The sequence below is a fragment of the Aminobacter sp. LjRoot7 genome, assembly GCF_964252895.1.
In the GTDB taxonomy this organism is placed as follows: domain Bacteria; phylum Pseudomonadota; class Alphaproteobacteria; order Rhizobiales; family Rhizobiaceae; genus Aminobacter; species Aminobacter aminovorans_B.
Map to the genome: position 1 here is coordinate 55,777 of NZ_CAXUPX020000005.1, position 17,938 is coordinate 73,714.

The 17,938-nt window shown below is 64.9% G+C and carries 19 protein-coding genes; 6 read left to right on the top strand and 13 right to left on the bottom strand.

What is annotated here, in order from left to right; translation table 11 throughout:
* Positions 1-100: 100 nt before the first annotated feature.
* Positions 101-736 (top strand): Pr6Pr family membrane protein, encoded by a 636-nt coding sequence (locus tag ACSQ3E_RS15725; RefSeq protein ID WP_436123420.1) that lies wholly within the window; start codon positions 101-103, stop codon positions 734-736.
* 87 nt (positions 737-823) lie between these two features.
* Here ACSQ3E_RS15725 and ACSQ3E_RS15730 read toward each other — a convergent pair whose 3' ends face one another.
* The 7 genes from ACSQ3E_RS15730 to ACSQ3E_RS15760 are packed head-to-tail and all read right to left on the bottom strand — an operon-like array spanning position 824 to position 9,138.
* Positions 824-1,516, bottom strand: coding sequence for a response regulator transcription factor (locus tag ACSQ3E_RS15730; protein WP_436123421.1), 693 nt, complete (start codon positions 1,514-1,516; stop codon positions 824-826).
* Entirely contained in the window at positions 1,513-4,245 is a 2,733-nt protein-coding gene (locus tag ACSQ3E_RS15735) for a DUF4118 domain-containing protein (protein WP_436123422.1), read from the bottom strand. The genes ACSQ3E_RS15730 and ACSQ3E_RS15735 overlap by 4 nt, the downstream gene beginning before the upstream one ends.
* Before the next feature lie 56 nt (positions 4,246-4,301).
* Complete coding sequence (gene kdpC / locus ACSQ3E_RS15740) at positions 4,302-4,871, bottom strand: potassium-transporting ATPase subunit KdpC (RefSeq protein ID WP_436123423.1); 570 nt, start codon at positions 4,869-4,871, stop codon at positions 4,302-4,304.
* Between the two features lie 12 nt (positions 4,872-4,883).
* Positions 4,884-6,956, bottom strand: coding sequence for a potassium-transporting ATPase subunit KdpB (kdpB, locus tag ACSQ3E_RS15745; protein WP_436123424.1), 2,073 nt, complete (start codon positions 6,954-6,956; stop codon positions 4,884-4,886).
* Between the two features lie 37 nt (positions 6,957-6,993).
* A complete protein-coding gene (gene kdpA / locus ACSQ3E_RS15750; RefSeq protein WP_436123425.1) occupies positions 6,994-8,697 on the bottom strand; it encodes a potassium-transporting ATPase subunit KdpA in 1,704 nt (567 codons plus the stop codon).
* Between the two features lie 31 nt (positions 8,698-8,728).
* The gene (kdpF, locus tag ACSQ3E_RS15755; protein ID WP_067954606.1) at positions 8,729-8,818 is read right to left on the bottom strand and encodes a K(+)-transporting ATPase subunit F; all 90 of its coding nucleotides are present in this window, start codon (positions 8,816-8,818) and stop codon (positions 8,729-8,731) included.
* Between the two features lie 11 nt (positions 8,819-8,829).
* Complete coding sequence (locus tag ACSQ3E_RS15760; protein WP_436123426.1) at positions 8,830-9,138, bottom strand: hypothetical protein; 309 nt, start codon at positions 9,136-9,138, stop codon at positions 8,830-8,832.
* Positions 9,139-9,209: 71 nt separating this feature from the next.
* Here ACSQ3E_RS15760 and ACSQ3E_RS15765 point away from each other — a divergent pair, with 71 nt between their 5' ends.
* From ACSQ3E_RS15765 to ACSQ3E_RS15775, 3 genes are read left to right on the top strand one after another with little or no spacing between them, the layout of a single operon-like run.
* Positions 9,210-9,761 carry a hypothetical protein gene (locus ACSQ3E_RS15765; RefSeq protein WP_436123427.1) on the top strand — a complete coding sequence of 184 codons (552 nt, stop codon included), beginning with the start codon at positions 9,210-9,212 and terminating at the stop codon, positions 9,759-9,761.
* Positions 9,758-10,396, top strand: a complete 639-nt coding sequence (locus ACSQ3E_RS15770) for a GNAT family N-acetyltransferase (RefSeq protein WP_436123428.1) — start codon at positions 9,758-9,760, stop codon at positions 10,394-10,396. Before ACSQ3E_RS15765 ends, ACSQ3E_RS15770 begins: the two co-directional genes overlap by 4 nt.
* Positions 10,393-10,968 (top strand): TetR/AcrR family transcriptional regulator, encoded by a 576-nt coding sequence (locus tag ACSQ3E_RS15775; RefSeq protein ID WP_436123429.1) that lies wholly within the window; start codon positions 10,393-10,395, stop codon positions 10,966-10,968. Before ACSQ3E_RS15770 ends, ACSQ3E_RS15775 begins: the two co-directional genes overlap by 4 nt.
* Positions 10,969-11,028: 60 nt before the next feature.
* Here the strand turns inward: ACSQ3E_RS15775 and gstA are convergent, their stop codons facing one another.
* From gstA to ubiE, 6 genes are all read right to left on the bottom strand, one after another.
* Positions 11,029-11,634, bottom strand: coding sequence for a glutathione transferase GstA (gene gstA, locus ACSQ3E_RS15780; protein ID WP_310319856.1), 606 nt, complete (start codon positions 11,632-11,634; stop codon positions 11,029-11,031).
* Between the two features lie 126 nt (positions 11,635-11,760).
* On the bottom strand, positions 11,761-12,978 hold the full coding sequence (gene coaBC, locus ACSQ3E_RS15785; RefSeq protein WP_436123430.1) for a bifunctional phosphopantothenoylcysteine decarboxylase/phosphopantothenate--cysteine ligase CoaBC: 1,218 nt from the start codon (positions 12,976-12,978) through the stop codon (positions 11,761-11,763).
* A gap of 9 nt (positions 12,979-12,987) precedes the next feature.
* Entirely contained in the window at positions 12,988-13,389 is a 402-nt protein-coding gene (locus ACSQ3E_RS15790) for a type II toxin-antitoxin system VapC family toxin (RefSeq protein WP_436123431.1), read from the bottom strand.
* Positions 13,389-13,664 (bottom strand): FitA-like ribbon-helix-helix domain-containing protein, encoded by a 276-nt coding sequence (locus ACSQ3E_RS15795; protein WP_436123432.1) that lies wholly within the window; start codon positions 13,662-13,664, stop codon positions 13,389-13,391. Before ACSQ3E_RS15795 ends, ACSQ3E_RS15790 begins: the two co-directional genes overlap by 1 nt.
* Before the next feature lie 69 nt (positions 13,665-13,733).
* Complete coding sequence (ubiB, locus tag ACSQ3E_RS15800; protein ID WP_436123433.1) at positions 13,734-15,308, bottom strand: 2-polyprenylphenol 6-hydroxylase; 1,575 nt, start codon at positions 15,306-15,308, stop codon at positions 13,734-13,736.
* 13 nt (positions 15,309-15,321) lie between these two features.
* Complete coding sequence (gene ubiE, locus ACSQ3E_RS15805; protein WP_436123434.1) at positions 15,322-16,098, bottom strand: bifunctional demethylmenaquinone methyltransferase/2-methoxy-6-polyprenyl-1,4-benzoquinol methylase UbiE; 777 nt, start codon at positions 16,096-16,098, stop codon at positions 15,322-15,324.
* Between the two features lie 110 nt (positions 16,099-16,208).
* On the opposite strand from ubiE, the gene ACSQ3E_RS15810 reads away from it, so the two are divergent.
* The gene (locus ACSQ3E_RS15810) at positions 16,209-17,183 is read left to right on the top strand and encodes an adenosine deaminase (protein ID WP_436123435.1); all 975 of its coding nucleotides are present in this window, start codon (positions 16,209-16,211) and stop codon (positions 17,181-17,183) included.
* A gap of 102 nt (positions 17,184-17,285) precedes the next feature.
* Entirely contained in the window at positions 17,286-17,912 is a 627-nt protein-coding gene (upp, locus tag ACSQ3E_RS15815) for a uracil phosphoribosyltransferase (RefSeq protein ID WP_067954623.1), read from the top strand.
* Positions 17,913-17,938: the final 26 nt, after the last annotated feature.

Sequence of the window (17,938 nt, forward strand, 5' to 3'; positions counted from 1 at the left end):
CTTTGCTCAGCGGAGGGGGCGATTTTCGTTTCGGGGGGCGCATTTGCGCTGATCGCCTGTTGATGTAGCTTGGCGGCTGAAATCACTCAGGAAAACCACCTTGCCCCTTCGCCGCAGTCTGGCCTTCATCACCGCAATTGCCGCCTGGGCAGCACTTGGGCTGCAGCTCGTGCTGCTGGTCGGACAGATGACCGCTGACGGCGCGTCGGTCATCGAGGCGGTGTGGCGGTTCTTTGGCTTCTTCACCATCATCATGAATCTGATGGCCGCAGTGGTGGCCAGCGCCTTGGCGCTGAGCCCCGGCAGTGCGCTCGCCGGGTCGCGTTCGCGGCTGGTGACGGCTGCGGCGATCGTGTTCGGCGGGCTGGTCTACTCCGCGCTGCTGCGGGCGATCTGGCAGCCGACCGGCTGGCAGGCCGTCGCCGACCATGCGCTGCATGACGCGACACCGGTGCTGTTCTTCCTGACCTGGCTCGCCTGGGATCACGGCGGGCTGCGATGGCGCGATGCGCTGTGGGCGGCGGTGCCGCCGCTGGCCTATTGCGGCTATGCCTTTGCAAGGGGTGCTGCCGACGGCTGGTACGCCTACTGGTTCCTCAACCCGGAAGCGCTGAACCTCAAGCAGCTTTCGGCCAGCATCGTGCTGCTGACCGCGGCCTTCCTCGTCATAGCCGTGACGCTCGTTGGCATCGACCGCCTGCTGGCAGGCCGCAGCGGCGTGGCAAGGGCTGCCTAGGGGCTCATTTTCACTTCGAAGGCACCATCTCGTCGCGCTCTTCACGCAATCCCGGATAGCAAACCGCTACATGCGTTTCGTAGCGTCCTAGTCGGGTTCGCGCAGCCTGTAGCCGACGCCGGTTTCGGTGGTGATGTAGTGCGGCTCGTCGGGGGTCTTTTCGATCTTTTGCCTGAGCTGGCGGACATAGACGCGGAGATATTGCACGTCTGCAGACCCACCCCAGACATGCTCGAGCAGGAAGCGGTGGGTGAGCACCTTGCCGGCGTGCTGCACCAGAACGCGCAGGATGTCGTATTCCTTGGGCGACAGCTTCACTTCCTGGCCGCCAAGCCTGACGATGCGCTTGACCAGATCGACCGACAGCTCGCCGGTCTGGAATACCGGCTTTTCGCCCTGCTGCTGCAGCCGGTGTCGAAGTGCTGTGCGGATGCGCGCGGCGAGCTCGTTCATGCCGAAGGGTTTTGTCACGTAGTCGTCGGCGCCGAGTTCGAGCGCCTTGACGATGCCAGCCTCGTCGGTGCGGCTGGACAGGATGATGACCGGCACCTGAAGGCCCTCCTGCCGCCACACCGCGAGAAGGTCATGGCCACCCATGTCGGGCAGGCCGAGATCGAGCAGGATGAGATCGGGCTTCTCGGCCTTGACCATGGCGATCGCCGGCTTGGCCGCCGGCGCCTCGGAGATGGCGTAGCCCTGGGTGGAGAGCCCGACCCGCAGCAGCTTGCGGATCGGCGGCTCGTCATCGACGATCAGGATCTTCACCGACGCGTTGGTCATGCAATTTCGTCCAGGTTTGGTCCGTTTGGTCCGCCAAGATTTGGCCGCTCGGCCGGCACCGGCATGGTGATGGTGAAGACCGCGCCAGGCCGGTCGGCCCGGTTGGAGGCTATGACAGTGCCGCCCATCGCCTCGACGAAACCACGGCAGATCGACAGGCCAAGGCCGGTGCCGGCACGGACATGGTCGCCCTTGCGGACGCGATAGAACGTATCGAAGACCCGTTCCAGATCGGCCTGCGGAATGCCAGGGCCTTCGTCCATCAGCTGGATCGCTACTGTCGCACCGTCGGCCCAGCCGCGAATGCGGATCGTCGAGCCCTGGGGGGCATATTTCGCGGCGTTGTCGAGTAGGTTGAACAGCACCTGCTCGAACAGCACCGGGTCGAGCTTCAGCATCGGCAGGTCGGCCGGCATGTCGAGCTCGGTCTTATGTTGCGCGGTGATCTTGGCCGCGCGGCGCAGTGCTGAGCCGACAATGTCGCCGACATAATGCAGCGCCGAATTGGGCTCCATTGCACCCGACTCGATCTTGGTCATGTCCAGCAGGTTGGCGATGAAGCGGTTGAGGCGTTCGGATTCGTCTAGCACGGTCGAGACGAGCTCCGCCCTACCCTCCTCCGGCAGCGAGACGCCGAACTCGCGCAGCGCGCCCGCCGCGCCCATGATGCTGGCGAGCGGGGTCTTGAGGTCGTGCGAGATCGAGGTGAGCAGCGCCGAGCGCAGCCTGTCGGCCTCGACGGCAAGCTTGGCACGGTCGACATCGGCGACGAGTTGGATGCGCTCGATGGCCACCGCGGCCTGGTCGGCCAGCGCGTCGAACAGGCGCTGCTGCTCGGGCGTCAGAAGCGGGCCCTGGCGGTCGTTGTCGAGACCGACGACACCGACGGCCATTCGGCCGGTGCGCAGCGGCAGATAAAGGCGCTTGGCGCCGGGCAGAGTGTCGGCGCCACGGCCGGCAGCGCGGTTGTGCTCCCAGGCCCATTTGGCGGCGGCAATGTCGGCGTCGACGAGCGTGTCGTCGGGCGGATAGCCGGCCTTGACGACGATGATGCCATCCTCGGGCAGGAGCAGCACAACGCGGACCTTGAGCATCGAGGCGATCTGGAAGGCGGTGGCCCACAGAACGTCGTCGAGCGTGCCGGTGCCGGCGAGCTTCTTGGCGAAGAGATAGAGGTCCTCGGTCAGGCGGGCGCGCTCGCGGGCGGCGGCGGCCTGGCGCTGGACGCGGCCGGTGAGGTTCGAGGCGATGACCGCAACGATGAGGAAAAACAGCAGCGCGACAACGCTCTCAGGGTCGGAAATGTCGAGCGTGTAGAGCGGCGGCAGGAAGAAGAAATTGTAGGCGGCAGCACTGATCAGCGAGGCAAACAGCGCCGGCCACAGGCCAAGCGTGACCGCCGAGCTCAACACCGCCATCAGGAAGACCAGGGCGATGTTGCGGACGTCGAGGAACTGCTGCAGCGCCATGCCGACGACGAGCGCGCCGACGACATGCAGCCCCGCGGTGAGATAGGGCCATGGGTCGAAGCGCCGCCGAGCTGGCGCCGTCTTCACCCCTTGCGAAGCGGGTGCTGCATCCTGCTCGGTGCCCGAGGTGACATGGACTGAGATGTTGCCGGCCTGGCGGATCAGGTCGTGGGTGACAGAGCCCTCGAAATATTCGCGCCAGCGCGACTTGGCCGGCTTGCCGACGACGATATGGGTGAAGTTGTGGGTGCCGGCGTGGCGGACGATGTCTTCGGCCACCGACTGGCCGGGAATGGTGACCGCCTCGCCGCCAAGCTGCTCGGCCAGCCGCATGGTGGCGGCAAGCCGGTCCTTGTCGGCGTCGGGCAGATTGGCAGAGCGCGAGGTCTCGACGTGGAGTGCCGCCCATGGGCAACGCAGGCGGTCGGCCTGGCGGCGGGCATAACGAACCAGCGACGCGCCGCGCGGATGCTCGTCGACGGCCACAAGCACCCGGTCGCCGGCAGCCCACGGCCCTTCGATGGCGTGGGCCTGCATATGGGTGAGCAGTTGCTCGTCGACGCGCTGGGCGGTGCGGCGCAGCGCCAGTTCCCGCAGGGCGGTCAGGTTGCCGGGCGAGAAATAGTTCTCGATGGCGCGGCGCGCCGTGGTCGGCACATAGACCTTGCCCTCGTGCAGGCGCTTGATTAGGTCGTCGGGCGTAAGGTCGATGATCTCGACGTCGTCGGCGCGGTCGATGATCGAGTCCGGCACCGTCTCGCGCACTGTGACCCGCGTGATCTGGGCAACGATGTCGTTGAGGCTCTCGACATGCTGGATGTTGAGCGTGGTGTAGACGTCGATGCCCTGGGTCAGCAGCTCCTGGACGTCGAGATAACGCTTGGGATGGCGGCTGCCGGGCGCATTGGTGTGGGCGAGTTCGTCGACAAGTGCCAGCGCCGGCCGGCGGGCGATGATGGCGTCGAGATCCATCTCGTCGAGGATGCGGCCCTTGTAGTCGACCGCCTTGCGCGGCACGACCTCGAAGCCTTCGACCAGTGCCTGCGTTTCGCGCCGGCCGTGGGTCTCGACGACGCCAATGACGACGTCGGTGCCGTCGGCAAGCCGGGCGCGGCCCGACATCAGCATTTCGTAAGTCTTGCCGACGCCGGGGGCAGCGCCGAGGAAGATCTTCAGGCGGCCACGTCCCTCGCGCTCGGCTGTGTCAAGCAGCGCGTCCGGCGAAGGCCTGCCTTCCTTGTCCCTGATATCGTCTGGCATCTGTTCTTTTGCAGTCTGGCGCGCCGGAGTTCTGCTTGAACTCCGGCGCGACCTTGTCAGGGCGCAACCGCTGCGTCGAGGGCCAAATTGAGCTTGAGCACATTGACCAGCGGTTCGCCCATGAAGCCGAGTTCGCGTGCCTCGACATGGCTGTCGACGAGCTTGCGGATGGCTGCCTCATCGGCGCCACGGGCCTTGGCCACACGCGCCACCTGGAAGTAGGCGGCCTCGGGCGACAGGTGCGGATCAAGGCCACTGCCCGAAGTGGTGACAAGTTCCATCGGCACCGGGGCGCCGGGGTCGCTTGCCTTGAGCGCGTCCGCTTCGGTCTTGATGCGGTCGATCAGCTTGGTGCTGGTCGGGCCGAGGTTGGAACCCGAGGACGCGGCGGCATTGTAGCCATCGCCAGCGGCCGACGGACGGCCGTGGAAGTAGCGCTCGCCGGTGAAGGCCTGGCCAATCAGTTCGGAGCCGATGACCTTGCCGTCCTTCTCGATCAGGCTGCCGTTGGCCTGGTGCGGGAACAGGACCTGGGCGATGCCGGTCATGCCGAGGGGATAGGCAAGGCCAGTGATGACGGTGAGTGCTGCGATCATGACGAGCGCGGGTCTCAGTTGCTTCAACATGATGGATGTCCTTTACACGAGGCCGATGGCGTTGATCGCCATGTCGATGGCCTTGATGCCTATGAAGGGCACGATGATGCCGCCGAGGCCGTAGACGAGCAGGTTGCGGCGGAGCAGCGCGCCGGCGCCGATCGGCCGGTATTTGACGCCTTTCAGCGACAGCGGGATGAGGGCGACGATGATCAGCGCGTTGAAGATGATCGCCGACAGGATGGCGCTCTGCGGGGTCGAAAGCCCCATGATGTTGAGCGCGCCGAGCTGCGGATAGAAGGCCAGGAACATCGCCGGGATGATGGCGAAATACTTGGCGATGTCGTTGGCGATGGAGAAGGTGGTCAGCGCGCCACGCGTCATCAGCAGCTGCTTGCCGATCTCGACGATCTCGATGAGTTTGGTCGGATCGCTGTCGAGGTCGACCATGTTGCCGGCCTCACGGGCGGCGACAGTGCCGGTGTTCATGGCAACACCGACGTCGGCCTGGGCGAGTGCGGGCGCGTCGTTGGTGCCGTCGCCGCACATCGCGACGAGCTTGCCCTTGGCCTGTTCCTCGCGGATCAGGCTGAGCTTGTTCTCAGGCGTCGCCTGGGCGAGGAAGTCGTCGACGCCGGCTTCGGCGGCGATGGCAGCGGCCGTCATCGGGTTGTCGCCCGTGATCATGACGGTGCGGATACCCATGCGACGGAGCTCGGTGAAGCGTTCCTTGATGCCGCCCTTGACGATGTCCTTGAGGTAGATGACGCCAAGCAGGCGCGCATCACGAACCACCGCCAGCGGCGTGCCGCCGAGCTTGGCGATCTCGTCGGAGATGGCCTGGATGCCACGCACCGCTTCAGCATCGACACGCGCGCCCGAGGCAGAGGCGGCACCCGACTTGACGTGGTTGAGCACCGAGTCGACGGCACCCTTGCGGATGGACGAGCCGTCGAAATCGACGCCGCTCATCCGGCTCTGGGCGGTGAAGGGCACGAAATGGGCATGCAGCGAGCCCATGTCGCGGGCACGGATGCCATAACGTTCCTTGGCCAGCACGACGATCGAGCGGCCTTCCGGCGTCTCATCTGCGAGCGAGGCGAGCTGGGCTGCATCGGCCAGTTCCTGCTCGGTGACGCCCTTGACCGGACGGAACTCGGTGGCCTGGCGGTTGCCGAGCGTGATGGTGCCGGTCTTGTCGAGCAGCAGCGTGTCGACGTCGCCGGCGGCCTCGACGGCACGACCCGACATGGCGAGCACGTTGAAGCGGACGAGGCGGTCCATGCCGGCGATGCCGATAGCCGAGAGCAGCGCGCCGATGGTGGTCGGGATCAGCGTCACGAACAGCGCGACCAGCACGATGACCGGGATGTAGCCCCCGGCATAGGTGGCGAAGCTCGGGATGGTAGCGACAGCGAACACGAAGATCAGCGTCATGCCGGCAAGCAGGATGTTGAGCGCGATTTCGTTCGGCGTCTTCTGGCGCTCGGCGCCCTCGACCAGCGAAATCATGCGGTCGAGGAAGGTCGAGCCGGCAGCCGCGGTGATGCGGACGCGGATCCAGTCGGACAGCACCTGGGTGCCGCCTGTTACAGCCGAACGGTCGCCGCCGGATTCGCGGATGACGGGGGCTGACTCGCCAGTTATCGCGGCTTCGTTGACCGAGGCGACACCTTCGATGATTTCGCCATCGGAGGGGATGATGTCGCCGGCCTCGACGAGGACGACCTGGCCGACCTTGAGGCTGGTGCCCGGCACCATCTTGTAGGCGGTGCGGCTTTCACCTTCTAGCAGCTTGGCCTGGGTTTCGGTACGCGCCTTGCGCAGAGAGTCGGCCTGTGCCTTGCCGCGGCCTTCGGCGACAGCCTCGGCGAAGTTGGCGAACAGCACCGTGAACCACAGCCACAGGATGATCTGGAACGAGAAGCCGAGGCCGCCCGCGCCTGTGACCAAGTCCTTGACGAACAGCACGGTGGTCAGCGCCGTGACGACGGCGACGACGAACATGACGGGGTTCTTGGCCAGGCTGCGCGGGTCAAGCTTCCTGAACGCGTCGCCTATGGCGGGGAGGAGGATGCCAGCGTCGAGCAGGCTCGCGGATTTGTGGACACTCATGTGAGAGACTCCAGTCCTTTGGTTTTGCGGCGCTGCATCAGAACGTCTGGCCGACGATCATGGCGAGGTGCTCGACGATCGGGCCGACGGCGAGTGCCGGGAAGAAGGTCAGGCCGCCGACGATCAGGATGACGCCGGCAAGCAGGCCGACGAAAAGCGGGCTGTCGGTCGGGAAGGTGCCGGCCGAGGCAGGAACCGTCTTCTTGGTGACCAGCGAACCGGCGATTGCCAGCGCCGGGATGATGACCAGGAAGCGGCCCATCAGCATGGCGAGACCAATGGTGATGTTGTACCAGGGCGTGTTGCCGGTCAGACCGCCGAAGGCCGAGCCGTTATTGGCGGCACCCGAGGTGTAGGCATAGAGGATCTCGGAGAAGCCGTGCGGGCCTGGCGTGCCGACCGACGCCACGGCGCTGGGGATCAATACGGCGATGGCCGTGAAACCGAGCATGGCGAGCGGCAGGCACAGGATGGCGAGAACGGCCATCTTGATTTCCTTGGCCTCGATCTTCTTGCCGAGATATTCCGGCGTGCGGCCGACCATCAGGCCAGCGACGAAGATGGCGATGATGACGAACATCAGGATGCCGTAGAAGCCGGCGCCGACACCGCCGACGATGACTTCACCGAGCTCCATGTTGATCAGCGGGATCATGCCGCCAAGTGCCGTGAACGAGCCGTGCATGGCGTTGACCGCGCCGCAGGAGGCAGCGGTGGTGACGACGGCGAAGAGCGACGACAAGACAATGCCGAAGCGGACTTCCTTGCCTTCCATGTTGCCGCCATCGATGCCGAGCGCGTGCACCAGCGGATTGCCGGCGGCTTCGGCCCAGTAGGTGGTGGCGACGCCGGCGACAAACAGGATGCCCATGGTGGCGAAGATCGCCCAGCCCTGGCGCTGGTTGCCGACCATGCGGCCGAAGACGTTGGTCAGCGCTGCTCCGAGCGCGAAGATCGAAACCATCTGGATGAAGTTGGAGATGGCGTCAGGATTTTCGAACGGATGCGCCGAATTGGCGTTGAAGAAGCCACCACCATTGGTGCCGAGCATCTTGATGGCGAGCTGCGAGGCAACCGGGCCAACGGCGATGGTCTGCTGTGCGCCCTCGACCGTTGTGGCCGCGACGTAAGCGCCGATCGTCTGCGGCACGCCGAGCCAGACATAGGCGAGCGTGAGCACCATGCAGAGCGGCAAAAGCACGTAGAGCGTGGAACGGGTCAAGTCGACCCAGAAATTGCCGATCGACTTGCCCGAGGCGCGGGCGAAACCGCGGATTAGCGCCATGCCGATGGCGATGCCGGTGGCAGCCGAAACGAAATTCTGCACCGTCAGGCCGGCCATCTGCACCAGGTAGGACATGGTGCTTTCGCCGCCGTAGTTCTGCCAGTTGGTGTTGGTCATGAAGCTGACGGCGGTGTTGAAGGAGAGCTCTGGCGGCACAGCAGCCATGGCCGCCGGGTTGAAGGGCAGCGAGCCCTGGAACCGCTGCATCGCATAGAGCAGCAGGAAGCCGGCGATGTTGAACGACAGCATGGCGGCGGCATAGCCGGTCCAATGCTGGTCCTCGCGCTCGCTGGTGCCCGCGAGCCGGTAGAGCCCACGCTCAACGGGTCCGAGCACGGGCGACAGGAACGTGCGCTCGCCGTTGAAGACGCGGGTCATGTAGCCGCCGAGCGGCTTCACGAGCAGAATGATGACCGCGCAGAATGCGGCGATCTGTATCCAGCCATTGATGGTCATTTTGAGAACTTTCCGTGCGGGCGCTGAGCGGTCAGAACCGTTCGGGGCGGATGAGCGCGTAGGTCAGATAGGCAAGCAGGAACACGGTCACTGCGCCGCCGAGGATGTATTCGAGCAACATGTGGCGTCCCTTCAGAGAATGTCGCAGGCTTTGACGTAGGCGAAGCACAAGGCGAAGAAGACGACGCCTATGGCGAGAACGAAGATGTCCATCTTCGAGGCTCCTGTTCCGTTGAAACCTTGCACCGAGGGCACAAGGACCATGGCCACGCGCCAAACGACGGCGTCAGGCATTCTGACGACGCTGGCCGGGTCTGGATTTCGGAACGGAATATGGCTCTGTACCGCATTAAGGTTCGAGAGAGCGGCCTGGCCAAAGAAATAGGAATTGCATAAAGAAAACGGGCCTCTGGCGCGCGTGCCACGGCGGCCCGAGGCCATGTGCCTGTTGACTTGCAGCACCGTTACAAGCAAACATACCGAACGGTCGGTTTTACTTGAAGGGGTGCTTCTTGCGCACGATTGCCATTCATCGCCAGTTGCACGACGTGTTCGGGGAAAGGCAGACGGTGCCGGGGCTGGCCGTCACGCTGCTGTTCGGGCTGGGCGTGCCGGCACTGCTCGCGGCCACCGTGGCTGACATGCTCGGCGCGCTGCCATTGTGGCGGAGCGCCATCGCCTTGCTCCTGGTGCTCGACATCGCCGCCGGCAGCATCGCCAACTTCACGCGGTCGACCAACGACTTCTACGCTGCGCGGCCGCGCAATCGGTGGGCGTTCATCGCCGTGCATATCCATATGGTCGCGGTCGCCCTGCTGGTCGGCAGCGACCTCGCTGCGGCGATCGCGATCTGGGCATACACGATTGCCTCCGCGGTCGCGGTCAACCTGCTGAAGGGCGGCCCGCTTCAGACGGTGGCCGGCGGAGTGCTCCTGGCGACGGGATTGTGCTGGCTGCCTTTGTGGCCAGATCTCTCGCCCTTCATGGCCGTTACCGGCGCGCTGTTCATGCTGAAGGTCATCTTCAGCTTCGCCGTCGACCATTATGGCCAGGGCCGCGCATGAGCGAAGCGATCCGCGATCTCCAGCCGAGCGACAAGGCGGCGTTCGTTGCGTTGATGGCCGAGGCCTTCGCCCGCGACCCGCTGTTTGTTGCGGCCCTCGGGGAGGACGTTGGATGCCTTGGGAAAAAGGCAGCGACTGAGGTCTTCCTGTCGTTCCTGTTCGGCATGACCCGCATCATGGGAGGAGCGCCGCGCGGCCTCTTCGTCGATGGACAGCTCGCCGGCTGCAGCCTTGTCGAGCCGCCAGCCGGGAACCCCATTGTGCAGACATTCCGCCCCCTCGCCTCACTGCTGCGGTTCCTGCCTGTAGCCATCCGGCTGCCGTTGCGAACGACGGTGCTGCTGAACGACTACATGAAGGCGACGCGCGCGGCGGCGCCCGGCTTGCCACACCACTATCTCACGCTTGTAGGCGTGCTGCCCGAACGCCAAAGTCAGGGTCTAGGGCGCAGGCTGGTCGAGGACGCACTCGAACAAAGCCGGTGCCACCAGCGCTCCATGGGGCTGGCCCTCGACACGGAAAACCCTGCGAATGCGGCGCTCTACCGCCGCTGGGGATTCGAGATGCGCGAGACCGTCGACATCGGCAGCCTGACGGCCTACTGCATGTTCCGGCCCACCGGGGAGCACCCATGAAGGACACCAAGACCGCGATTGTCGAAGCGGCGTTCCGCCTGTTCCTGGAGCGCGGTTACGAGGGGGCGAGCATGTCCGACCTCGTGGCGGCCACGGGCCTGTCCAAGGGCGCGGTCTACCATCACTTCAGGGACAAGGACGCGTTGCACGACGCGGCAATCGAGCACTTTTTTCTGCGCTTCTTCGGCGGCGCAGAGACTGAGATCGTACCGGAGGCGGACCTGGAACAGGTGCTTGACGGCCTTTGCGTTTCCTATGTGCGACTGATCGAGGAGGTGTCGGCGACGGTGCCGGACATGGCCGCCTATTATCGCTTCCTGTTTGCGATACTGCCGAAGGTCCGGCCCTTCATCGAAGGGCAGCTCGTGGGTGCTCGTGCGTTGGTCGCCGATGCCGTCCGCCGTGAACAGCAGGCGGGGCGGATCGGTCTCCCCCATTCCCCCGACGTGGTCGCGGACCAATGCCTGGCGCTGATCGAGGGCGGCGGGCTGCTGTGCATTCTCCAGGGGAAACCAGATATCCGTGAGGTTTTCCAGCGGACGATCCCGCCTTACATCGCCCTATTGCGATAGCTATCAAAGAAAAGGCCGGCGCATGCGCCGGCCTCGTCGTCAGGGAACCCTTCTTGCGGCTTATGCCAGGCCTTCGGCGCGCAGAGCCTTCTGCACGGCCGGGCGTGCCGCAACGGTGCCGAGATAACGCTGGATGTTGGCGAACGAGGACAGGTCGATGCCGACATGCTTTGCCCAGCCGAGGATCGTCCAGAGATAGGCATCAGCCGCGGTGAAGGTTTCGCCCATCAGATAGGCGCGGCCGTCGAGCTTGCCGTCGACATAGGCCAGGCGCCTGGAGAGCAGCTCGCGGTTGATCTCCTTGGTGGCCTCGGGCGTGTTGGGCTTGAAGAAGGCGCCAAAAACCTTGTGCAGCTCGGTGGCGACGAAGGCCAGCCACTGCTGGACGCGGTAGCGCGCCATGTCGCCGGCCTTGGGCATCAGGCCGCTCTCGGGCTTCTGGTCGGCGAGATACTGCACCAGCACGGAGGATTCGGTCATCAGCTCGCCGTCGCCAAGCACCAGCGCCGGCACGTAACCGTTGGGGTTGGTGGCGAGGAAGTCCTGCTGGGTTTCGGTGGTCTTGGTCTTGCCGTCGACCTTGACGAGCTCGAGGTCGATGCCGACTTCGTTGGCGACGATGTGCGGGGCCAGCGAGCAGGCGCCGGGCATGTAGAAAAGCTTCATTTCGTAGAGAACTCCAGATGGTGGGTGGCCCTCCCCTCGCATGCGCGGGCGAAGGGTCCAAGCATCCATCCGGTGAACACTCTGTTGCCGCTGCCGCGAAACAAGCGGCGGCGACGTCGCTGGACGTCAAACCGTGACGGTCTTCAGGCGCTCGGCGATCAACTGGGCGAGGCGCTCGGCGACCTCTTCCTTGGGCAAGTCAGGCCATTCGTCGACGCCATTCTTGCTGACGATCTTCACCCGGTTGCGGTCACCGCCCATGACGCCACCTTCGTGGCTGACATCGTTGGCGACGATGAAATCGGCGCCCTTCTTGGCAAGCTTGGCCTGGGCGTTCTTGAGCACGTCCTGGGTCTCGGCGGCGAAGCCAATGACCAGGTAGGGACGCTTGGCGTGATGGCCGACGCCGGCGAGGATGTCGGGGTTCTCGACCATCTGCAGCGCGGGCGGGCCCTCGCCCGCCACCTTCTTGATCTTCTCGTCAGCGGAGGCGGCGGTGCGCCAGTCGGCGACGGCGGCGACGAAGACGGCTGCATCAGCCGGCAGCAGTTGCTCGACAGCGTCGCGCATCTCGCGTGCGCTCTCGACATGGACCGTCTTCACGCCGGCGGGATCTGGGATGGTCACCGGGCCTGAGACGAGGCGAACGTCGGCGCCGAGCCGGGCGAGCGAGGCGGCAAGGGCATGGCCCTGCTTGCCCGACGAGCGGTTGGCGATATAGCGGACAGGGTCGATGGCCTCGTGCGTCGGACCCGAGGTGATGATGATCTTTCGGCCCGACAGCGGTTTGGGGCGAGCGTCGAGCAGCTCCTCGACGGCGCCGACGATCTGCAGCGGCTCGGCCATGCGGCCCTCGCCAGCCTCGTTGCTCTCGGCCATCTCGCCTTTCATCGGGCCGATGAAATGGATGCCATCTTCTTCGAGCGTGGCGTGGTTGCGGCGCGTCGCCGGGTTAGCCCACATGCGCGGGTTCATGGCCGGCGCGAACAGCACCTTCTTGTCGGTGGCGAGCAGCACGGCGGAAGCGAGGTCCGAGGCATGGCCATTGGCGAGCTTGGCCATCAGGTCGGCGGTAGCCGGGGCGACGACGATCAGGTCGGCCTCGCGCGCCAGCCTGATGTGGCCCACATCCTGCTCGTCCTGGCGGTCAAAGAGATCGGTGAACACGTGGTCGGCGGTAAGCGCGCCGACCGACAGCGGCGTGATGAACTCCTGAGCGGCAGATGTCATGATCGCCCTGACCGAAGCGCCGCGCTCGCGCAACCGGCGGATCAGGTCGAGCGACTTGTAGGCAGCGATGCCGCCGCCGATGATGAGCAGGATGCGCTTGCCGGAAAGGAACATGCTTGGCCCTCAGGCCGGCTTCAGCGCCGGCTCGATGTCGGTATGGATGAAATCGTCGCCCTTGAAAAGCAGCGGGACATTTCGGGTTTTTGCCAGCGCGTAGGCGAAGCAGTCGCCGAAGTTGAGCTTTGCAGCATGTCCGGAGCCTCGGCTGAACTTCACCCGCGCCTCTATCGCCGCTTCGAGCTCCTGTTCGCCGAACGGGACAAGCGTGATCAGTGTGTCGGATACGACGCCTTGCAGGAATGCGAGCCCTCGGGTCGGCGCGACGCCGGCCAGCACGAAGACACATTCGAGATAGGTAGGAACGGCCATCAGCTTGCCAGGCGTTTCCGCCAGCATCTTGCTGAAGGCCAGTGCCTCGGGTTCACGGCGCGCAATCGCAACGATGGCCGACGTGTCGACGACCATCAGATCCCCTCGTACTCGCCGCTGAGCGCGTCGCTCAGTTCTTTCTGCGAGTAGTATTTGTAGCGGCTGTCGGTCGGCTCGTCGGCCTCCAGCTCGGCGGCCCGCCGCATGATCTCTTCGGCGCTAATACGGGATGCGGGGACATCCTGTGTGACAACCTGATCCGAGAGAATCTGGCGCAGGGCCTCTTCAAGCGAGTTGCCGTCCTGCGCAGCCTTGACGCGCAGGGCCTGCTTCACTTCTTCCGGCACGTTCCTGATGGTGAGGGTAGCCATGGACACCTCCATGCTGTCATTGACTGCAATGTAGTCATTGACAGCATTGGCGTCAAACAACTGCGCCTTTCAGAGCAACTGCCAGGCGATGTAGGCCAGCGTCAGCGCGATCACCCAGAGCGCGATGCGGCCGGAGCGGGTGTGGCGGGCTTCGGCCTTGCCGATGGCGCGGGCGGTGGCCTCGTCGAAGCGCAGGCCGTTTTCGGCCATGGCGTCGATCTCGCGCGACAGGCGCTCGGCGCGGGCGGAAAGGTCAGGAGCCTGGCGGGCAAGCGACAGCAGCGCGCCAAGACCGTCACGGGCATCGATCATCAGGCCGCGCGGACCGAGATTGCCAGCGATCCAGTTGCCGACCACAGGTTCGGCGGTCTTCCACATGTTGAAGGCCGGGTCGAGCGTGCGGGCGACGCCCTCGACGACGACCATCGTCTTCTGCAGCAGCACCAGTTCGGGCCGCGTCTCCATGTCGAACAGTTCGGTGACCTCGAACAGCAGGGTGAGCAGCTTGGCCATCGAGATGGTCTCGGCCGGCTGGCCGTGGATCGGCTCGCCGATGGCGCGGATGGCCTGGGCGAAGGCCGCGACATTGTGGTGGCGCGGCACGTAGCCGGCCTCGAAATGCACTTCGGCGACGCGCATGTAATTGCGGGTGATGAAGCCGTAGAGGATCTCGGCCAGGAAGCGCTGTTCCTTCTTGCCGAGACGGCCGGAGATGCCGAGATCGACGGCGACGATGTCGCCATTGGCGTCGACGAACATGTTGCCGGGGTGCATGTCGGCATGGAAGAAGCCGTCGCGCAGTGTGTGGCGCAGGAACGACTGGACGAGCGTCGCGGCGATCGCCTTGAGATCGAAGCCGGCGGCGCGGAGCCCTTCGATGTCGTTGAGCTTGACGCCGTCGATCCACTCCATGGTGAGCACGTCGCGGCCGGTGCGTTCCCAGTCGACTGCCGGCACGCGGAAACCGGGGTCGTCCCTAGTGTTTTCGCCAAGCTCGGAATAGGCAGCCGCCTCGAGACGGAAATCCATCTCGATCTTGGTCGTCTGGGCCATCGTCTCGGTGATTTCGACCGGGCGCAGGCGGCGGCTCGACGGGACGAAGCGCTCCTGCAGGCGGGCGGCGAGGAAATAGCTTTCGAGATCCTGGAAGAAGCGGCGGCGCACGCCGGGGCGGATGACCTTGACGGCGACCTTGCGCGGACCTTCCGGCGTCGCGACCTCGGCCGGGTGGACCTGGGCAATTGACGCGGCAGCGATCGGCGCATCGATGCTCATGTAAAGGTCGGAGACCTTGCGGCCGAGCGAGCCTTCGATGGCCTCGACGGCTTCCGACATCGGGAAGGTCGCCATGCTGTCCTGCAGCAGCGCCAGGTCGAGCGCGATGTCGTCGCCGACGACGTCGGGACGCGTCGCCAGGAACTGGCCGAGCTTGACGTAGGACGGGCCGAGGCGGGCGACCGCATTGGCAAGGCGATCACTGCGCACGCTCTTGCGGGCGCGGCGGCGGGTGAACAGCTTGGCCACCTGCCAGCCGAACTTAGGCAGGCCGGTGAGCTGGTCGCCCGGCAAAGCCGCGACCACGCCTTCACGCACCAGCACCCAGCCCGCGCGCGCGAGCCGGAAAGACGCCCCGAGACTGCTCATCGCGCGCCGTCCGTCAAAGCTTCCAGCCCGAATGAAGTGCTGCGATGCCGCCGGTGTAGTTGCGGAAGGTGACGCGATCGAAGCCGGCGCGGGTGATCATCGCGGCAAAGTTCTGCTGATTGGGGAACTTGCGGATCGATTCGACGAGATAGGCGTAAGGCTCGCCGTCGCCTGTCACGGCCTGGCCGATGCGCGGAATGGCATTGAACGACCAGGCTTCGTAGACCTTGTCGAGCAACGGCATCTCGACCTCGGAGAATTCAAGGACAAGTAGCCGCCCGCCCGGCTTCAGCACGCGGTAGGCTTCCGACAGTGCCACGTCGATGCGCGGCACGTTGCGGATGCCGAAGGCGATCGTGTAGGCGTCGAAGGTCTCATCGGCGAAAGGCAGCTCTTCGGCGTTGGCTTCGACGAAATCCGTCTTGTCGGCGAGGCCGCGCTTTTCAGCACGCTCACGGCCGACGCCAAGCATCGAGCCGTTGATGTCGAGCACGGTGGCATGCGCGTTGCCATGCGAGGCATCGACGATGCGGAAGGCGATGTCGCCGGTGCCGCCGGCCACGTCGAGCACTTTCCAGCCCGGACGCCGGGGCGGGTTGAGCCAGGCAACCATGGCGTCCTTCCAGATCCGGTGCAGGCCGCCCGACATCAGGTCGTTCATCATGTCGTAGCGGTTGGCGACCTTGTGGAACACATCGTTGACCAGGCCCTGCTTGTCGCCAGCACCGACATTGCGGAAACCGTAAGAGGTTTCCATGCCGCCGACAGCCGTCGTCCGTTGTTCTGACATTTTGTTGTCCAATCAAATCCGGCGGGACCATAGCCGATCACACCAGCGGGCGCTATTGTTTGAGGCGCGGTTTTAGGCCGCGCCCGCGCCGTCAAGACAAGGAATAACGAATGCCTTTGAAAGCCGAGCTGCACTGCCACATAGAAGGGGCGGCGGCACCAGAACTCGTCGTCCGCCAGGCGCAGAAATACGGCAAGGACGTCTCACCCTTCATCCAGAACGGCTCCTTCGTGTGGAACGACTTCACCTCGTTCCTTGCGGCCTACGACTTCGCAGCCGACCTTTTCCGCACCGAAGAGGACTACGCCCGGCTTTCCGAACACTACCTGACAAGCCTCGCCCGCGACGGCGCGATCTATTCGGAAGTGTTCACCTCGCCCGACCACGCCATCAAGGCCGGACTGTCGCCCAAGGCCTATACCGACGCGCTCGGCGAAGGCATGCAGCGTGCGAAGGCCAAGACCGGCATCGAGGGCCGCATGATTGTAACCGGCGTGCGCCATGTCGGCGTCGAATCGATCGAGGCCGCGGCGCGCTTTGCCGCCAAGTGCAACCACCCGCTGGTGACCGGTTTCGGCGTCGCCGGCGACGAGCGCATGGGCGAGTTCGAGGATTATGTGCGCGCCTTCGAGATCGCCCGCGAGGCAGGCCTCGGCATCACGATCCATGCTGGTGAATTGCTGGGCTGGGAGAGCGTGGCCGCTGCCCTCGACCACATCAAGCCGTCGCGCATCGGCCATGGCGTGCGCGCCATCGAGAACCCTGATTTGGTCAAGCGCATCGCAGACGAGGGCATCGTTTTGGAGATCTGCCCGGGCTCGAACATCGCGCTCAAAGTGTTCGACAGCTTTGCCGACCACCCCTTCCCCAAGCTCCGGGCGGCTGGCTGCAAGGTGACGCTGAGCTCCGACGATCCGCCCTATTTCTGGACCAGCCTGAAGCGCGAATATGACATTGCCACCGAGCATTTCGGCATGGACGACAAGGCGCTGATGGCGACGACGCGGACGGCGATCGAGGCCGCCTTCGTCGATAGGAAGACCAAAGCCGCCCTTCTTGCCCGTCTGGACGGCCACAAACGCTGATTTTGGCCGACAAAACTGTGGTTCAAGGCTGGCGCGACATTGGTCGGCGGCGCGCCAGCCGATAGTATGGCCTGAATTATCCGAGTTCCAGGAGCGTAAGCCATGACCGTGACCGTCGTCGACCATCCGCTTGTCCAACACAAGCTGACCATCATGCGCGACAAGGAAACCTCGACGGCCGGCTTCCGGCGGCTGCTGCGCGAGATCTCGCTGTTGCTCGGCTACGAGGTGACGCGCGACCTCGAATTGACCACCAAGATGATCGAAACGCCGATCGAGACGATGGAAGCGCCGACGCTCGAAGGCAAGAAGTTGGTGTTCGCCTCCGTGCTGCGCGCCGGCAACGGCCTGCTCGAAGGCCTGCTCGACCTGGTGCCTGCGGCACGCGTCGCCCACGTCGGGCTTTATCGCGACCACGAGACGCTGGAAGCGGTGGAGTATTTCTTCAAGGCGCCGAGCGACCTCGGCGACCGCCTGGTGATCGTCGTCGACCCGATGCTGGCAACCGCCAATTCGGCGATTGCGGCGATCGACAAGCTGAAGGGCCGCGGCGCCACCAATCTGCGCTTCCTGTGCCTGCTGGCCTCGCCCGAAGGCATCGAGCGCTTCACCAAGGCGCACCCGGACGTGCCGGTGTTCACCGCCTCGATCGACCGCGAGCTCAACGAGCGGGGCTACATCATCCCCGGCCTCGGCGATGCCGGCGACCGCATGTACGGCACCAAATAGGCCTTAACCCACGGTTTACCGCCTTT

Excerpts from the sequence above, each read along its gene's own strand:
- ACSQ3E_RS15730 (WP_436123421.1), bottom strand. The coding sequence starts at position 1,516 with ATGACCAACGCGTCGGTGAAGATCCTGATCGTCGATGACGAGCCGCCG.
- ACSQ3E_RS15735 (WP_436123422.1), bottom strand. The coding sequence starts at position 4,245 with ATGCCAGACGATATCAGGGACAAGGAAGGCAGGCCTTCGCCGGACGCG.
- kdpC (WP_436123423.1), bottom strand. The coding sequence starts at position 4,871 with ATGTTGAAGCAACTGAGACCCGCGCTCGTCATGATCGCAGCACTCACC.
- kdpB (WP_436123424.1), bottom strand. The coding sequence starts at position 6,956 with ATGAGTGTCCACAAATCCGCGAGCCTGCTCGACGCTGGCATCCTCCTC.
- kdpA (WP_436123425.1), bottom strand. The coding sequence starts at position 8,697 with ATGACCATCAATGGCTGGATACAGATCGCCGCATTCTGCGCGGTCATC.
- kdpF (WP_067954606.1), bottom strand. The coding sequence starts at position 8,818 with ATGTTGCTCGAATACATCCTCGGCGGCGCAGTGACCGTGTTCCTGCTT.
- ACSQ3E_RS15760 (WP_436123426.1), bottom strand. The coding sequence starts at position 9,138 with ATGGCCTCGGGCCGCCGTGGCACGCGCGCCAGAGGCCCGTTTTCTTTA.
- ACSQ3E_RS15770 (WP_436123428.1), top strand. The coding sequence starts at position 9,758 with ATGAGCGAAGCGATCCGCGATCTCCAGCCGAGCGACAAGGCGGCGTTC.
- ACSQ3E_RS15775 (WP_436123429.1), top strand. The coding sequence starts at position 10,393 with ATGAAGGACACCAAGACCGCGATTGTCGAAGCGGCGTTCCGCCTGTTC.
- gstA (WP_310319856.1), bottom strand. The coding sequence starts at position 11,634 with ATGAAGCTTTTCTACATGCCCGGCGCCTGCTCGCTGGCCCCGCACATC.
- coaBC (WP_436123430.1), bottom strand. The coding sequence starts at position 12,978 with ATGTTCCTTTCCGGCAAGCGCATCCTGCTCATCATCGGCGGCGGCATC.
- ACSQ3E_RS15790 (WP_436123431.1), bottom strand. The coding sequence starts at position 13,389 with ATGGTCGTCGACACGTCGGCCATCGTTGCGATTGCGCGCCGTGAACCC.
- ACSQ3E_RS15795 (WP_436123432.1), bottom strand. The coding sequence starts at position 13,664 with ATGGCTACCCTCACCATCAGGAACGTGCCGGAAGAAGTGAAGCAGGCC.
- ubiB (WP_436123433.1), bottom strand. The coding sequence starts at position 15,308 with ATGAGCAGTCTCGGGGCGTCTTTCCGGCTCGCGCGCGCGGGCTGGGTG.
- ubiE (WP_436123434.1), bottom strand. The coding sequence starts at position 16,098 with ATGTCAGAACAACGGACGACGGCTGTCGGCGGCATGGAAACCTCTTAC.
- ACSQ3E_RS15810 (WP_436123435.1), top strand. The coding sequence starts at position 16,209 with ATGCCTTTGAAAGCCGAGCTGCACTGCCACATAGAAGGGGCGGCGGCA.
- upp (WP_067954623.1), top strand. The coding sequence starts at position 17,286 with ATGACCGTGACCGTCGTCGACCATCCGCTTGTCCAACACAAGCTGACC.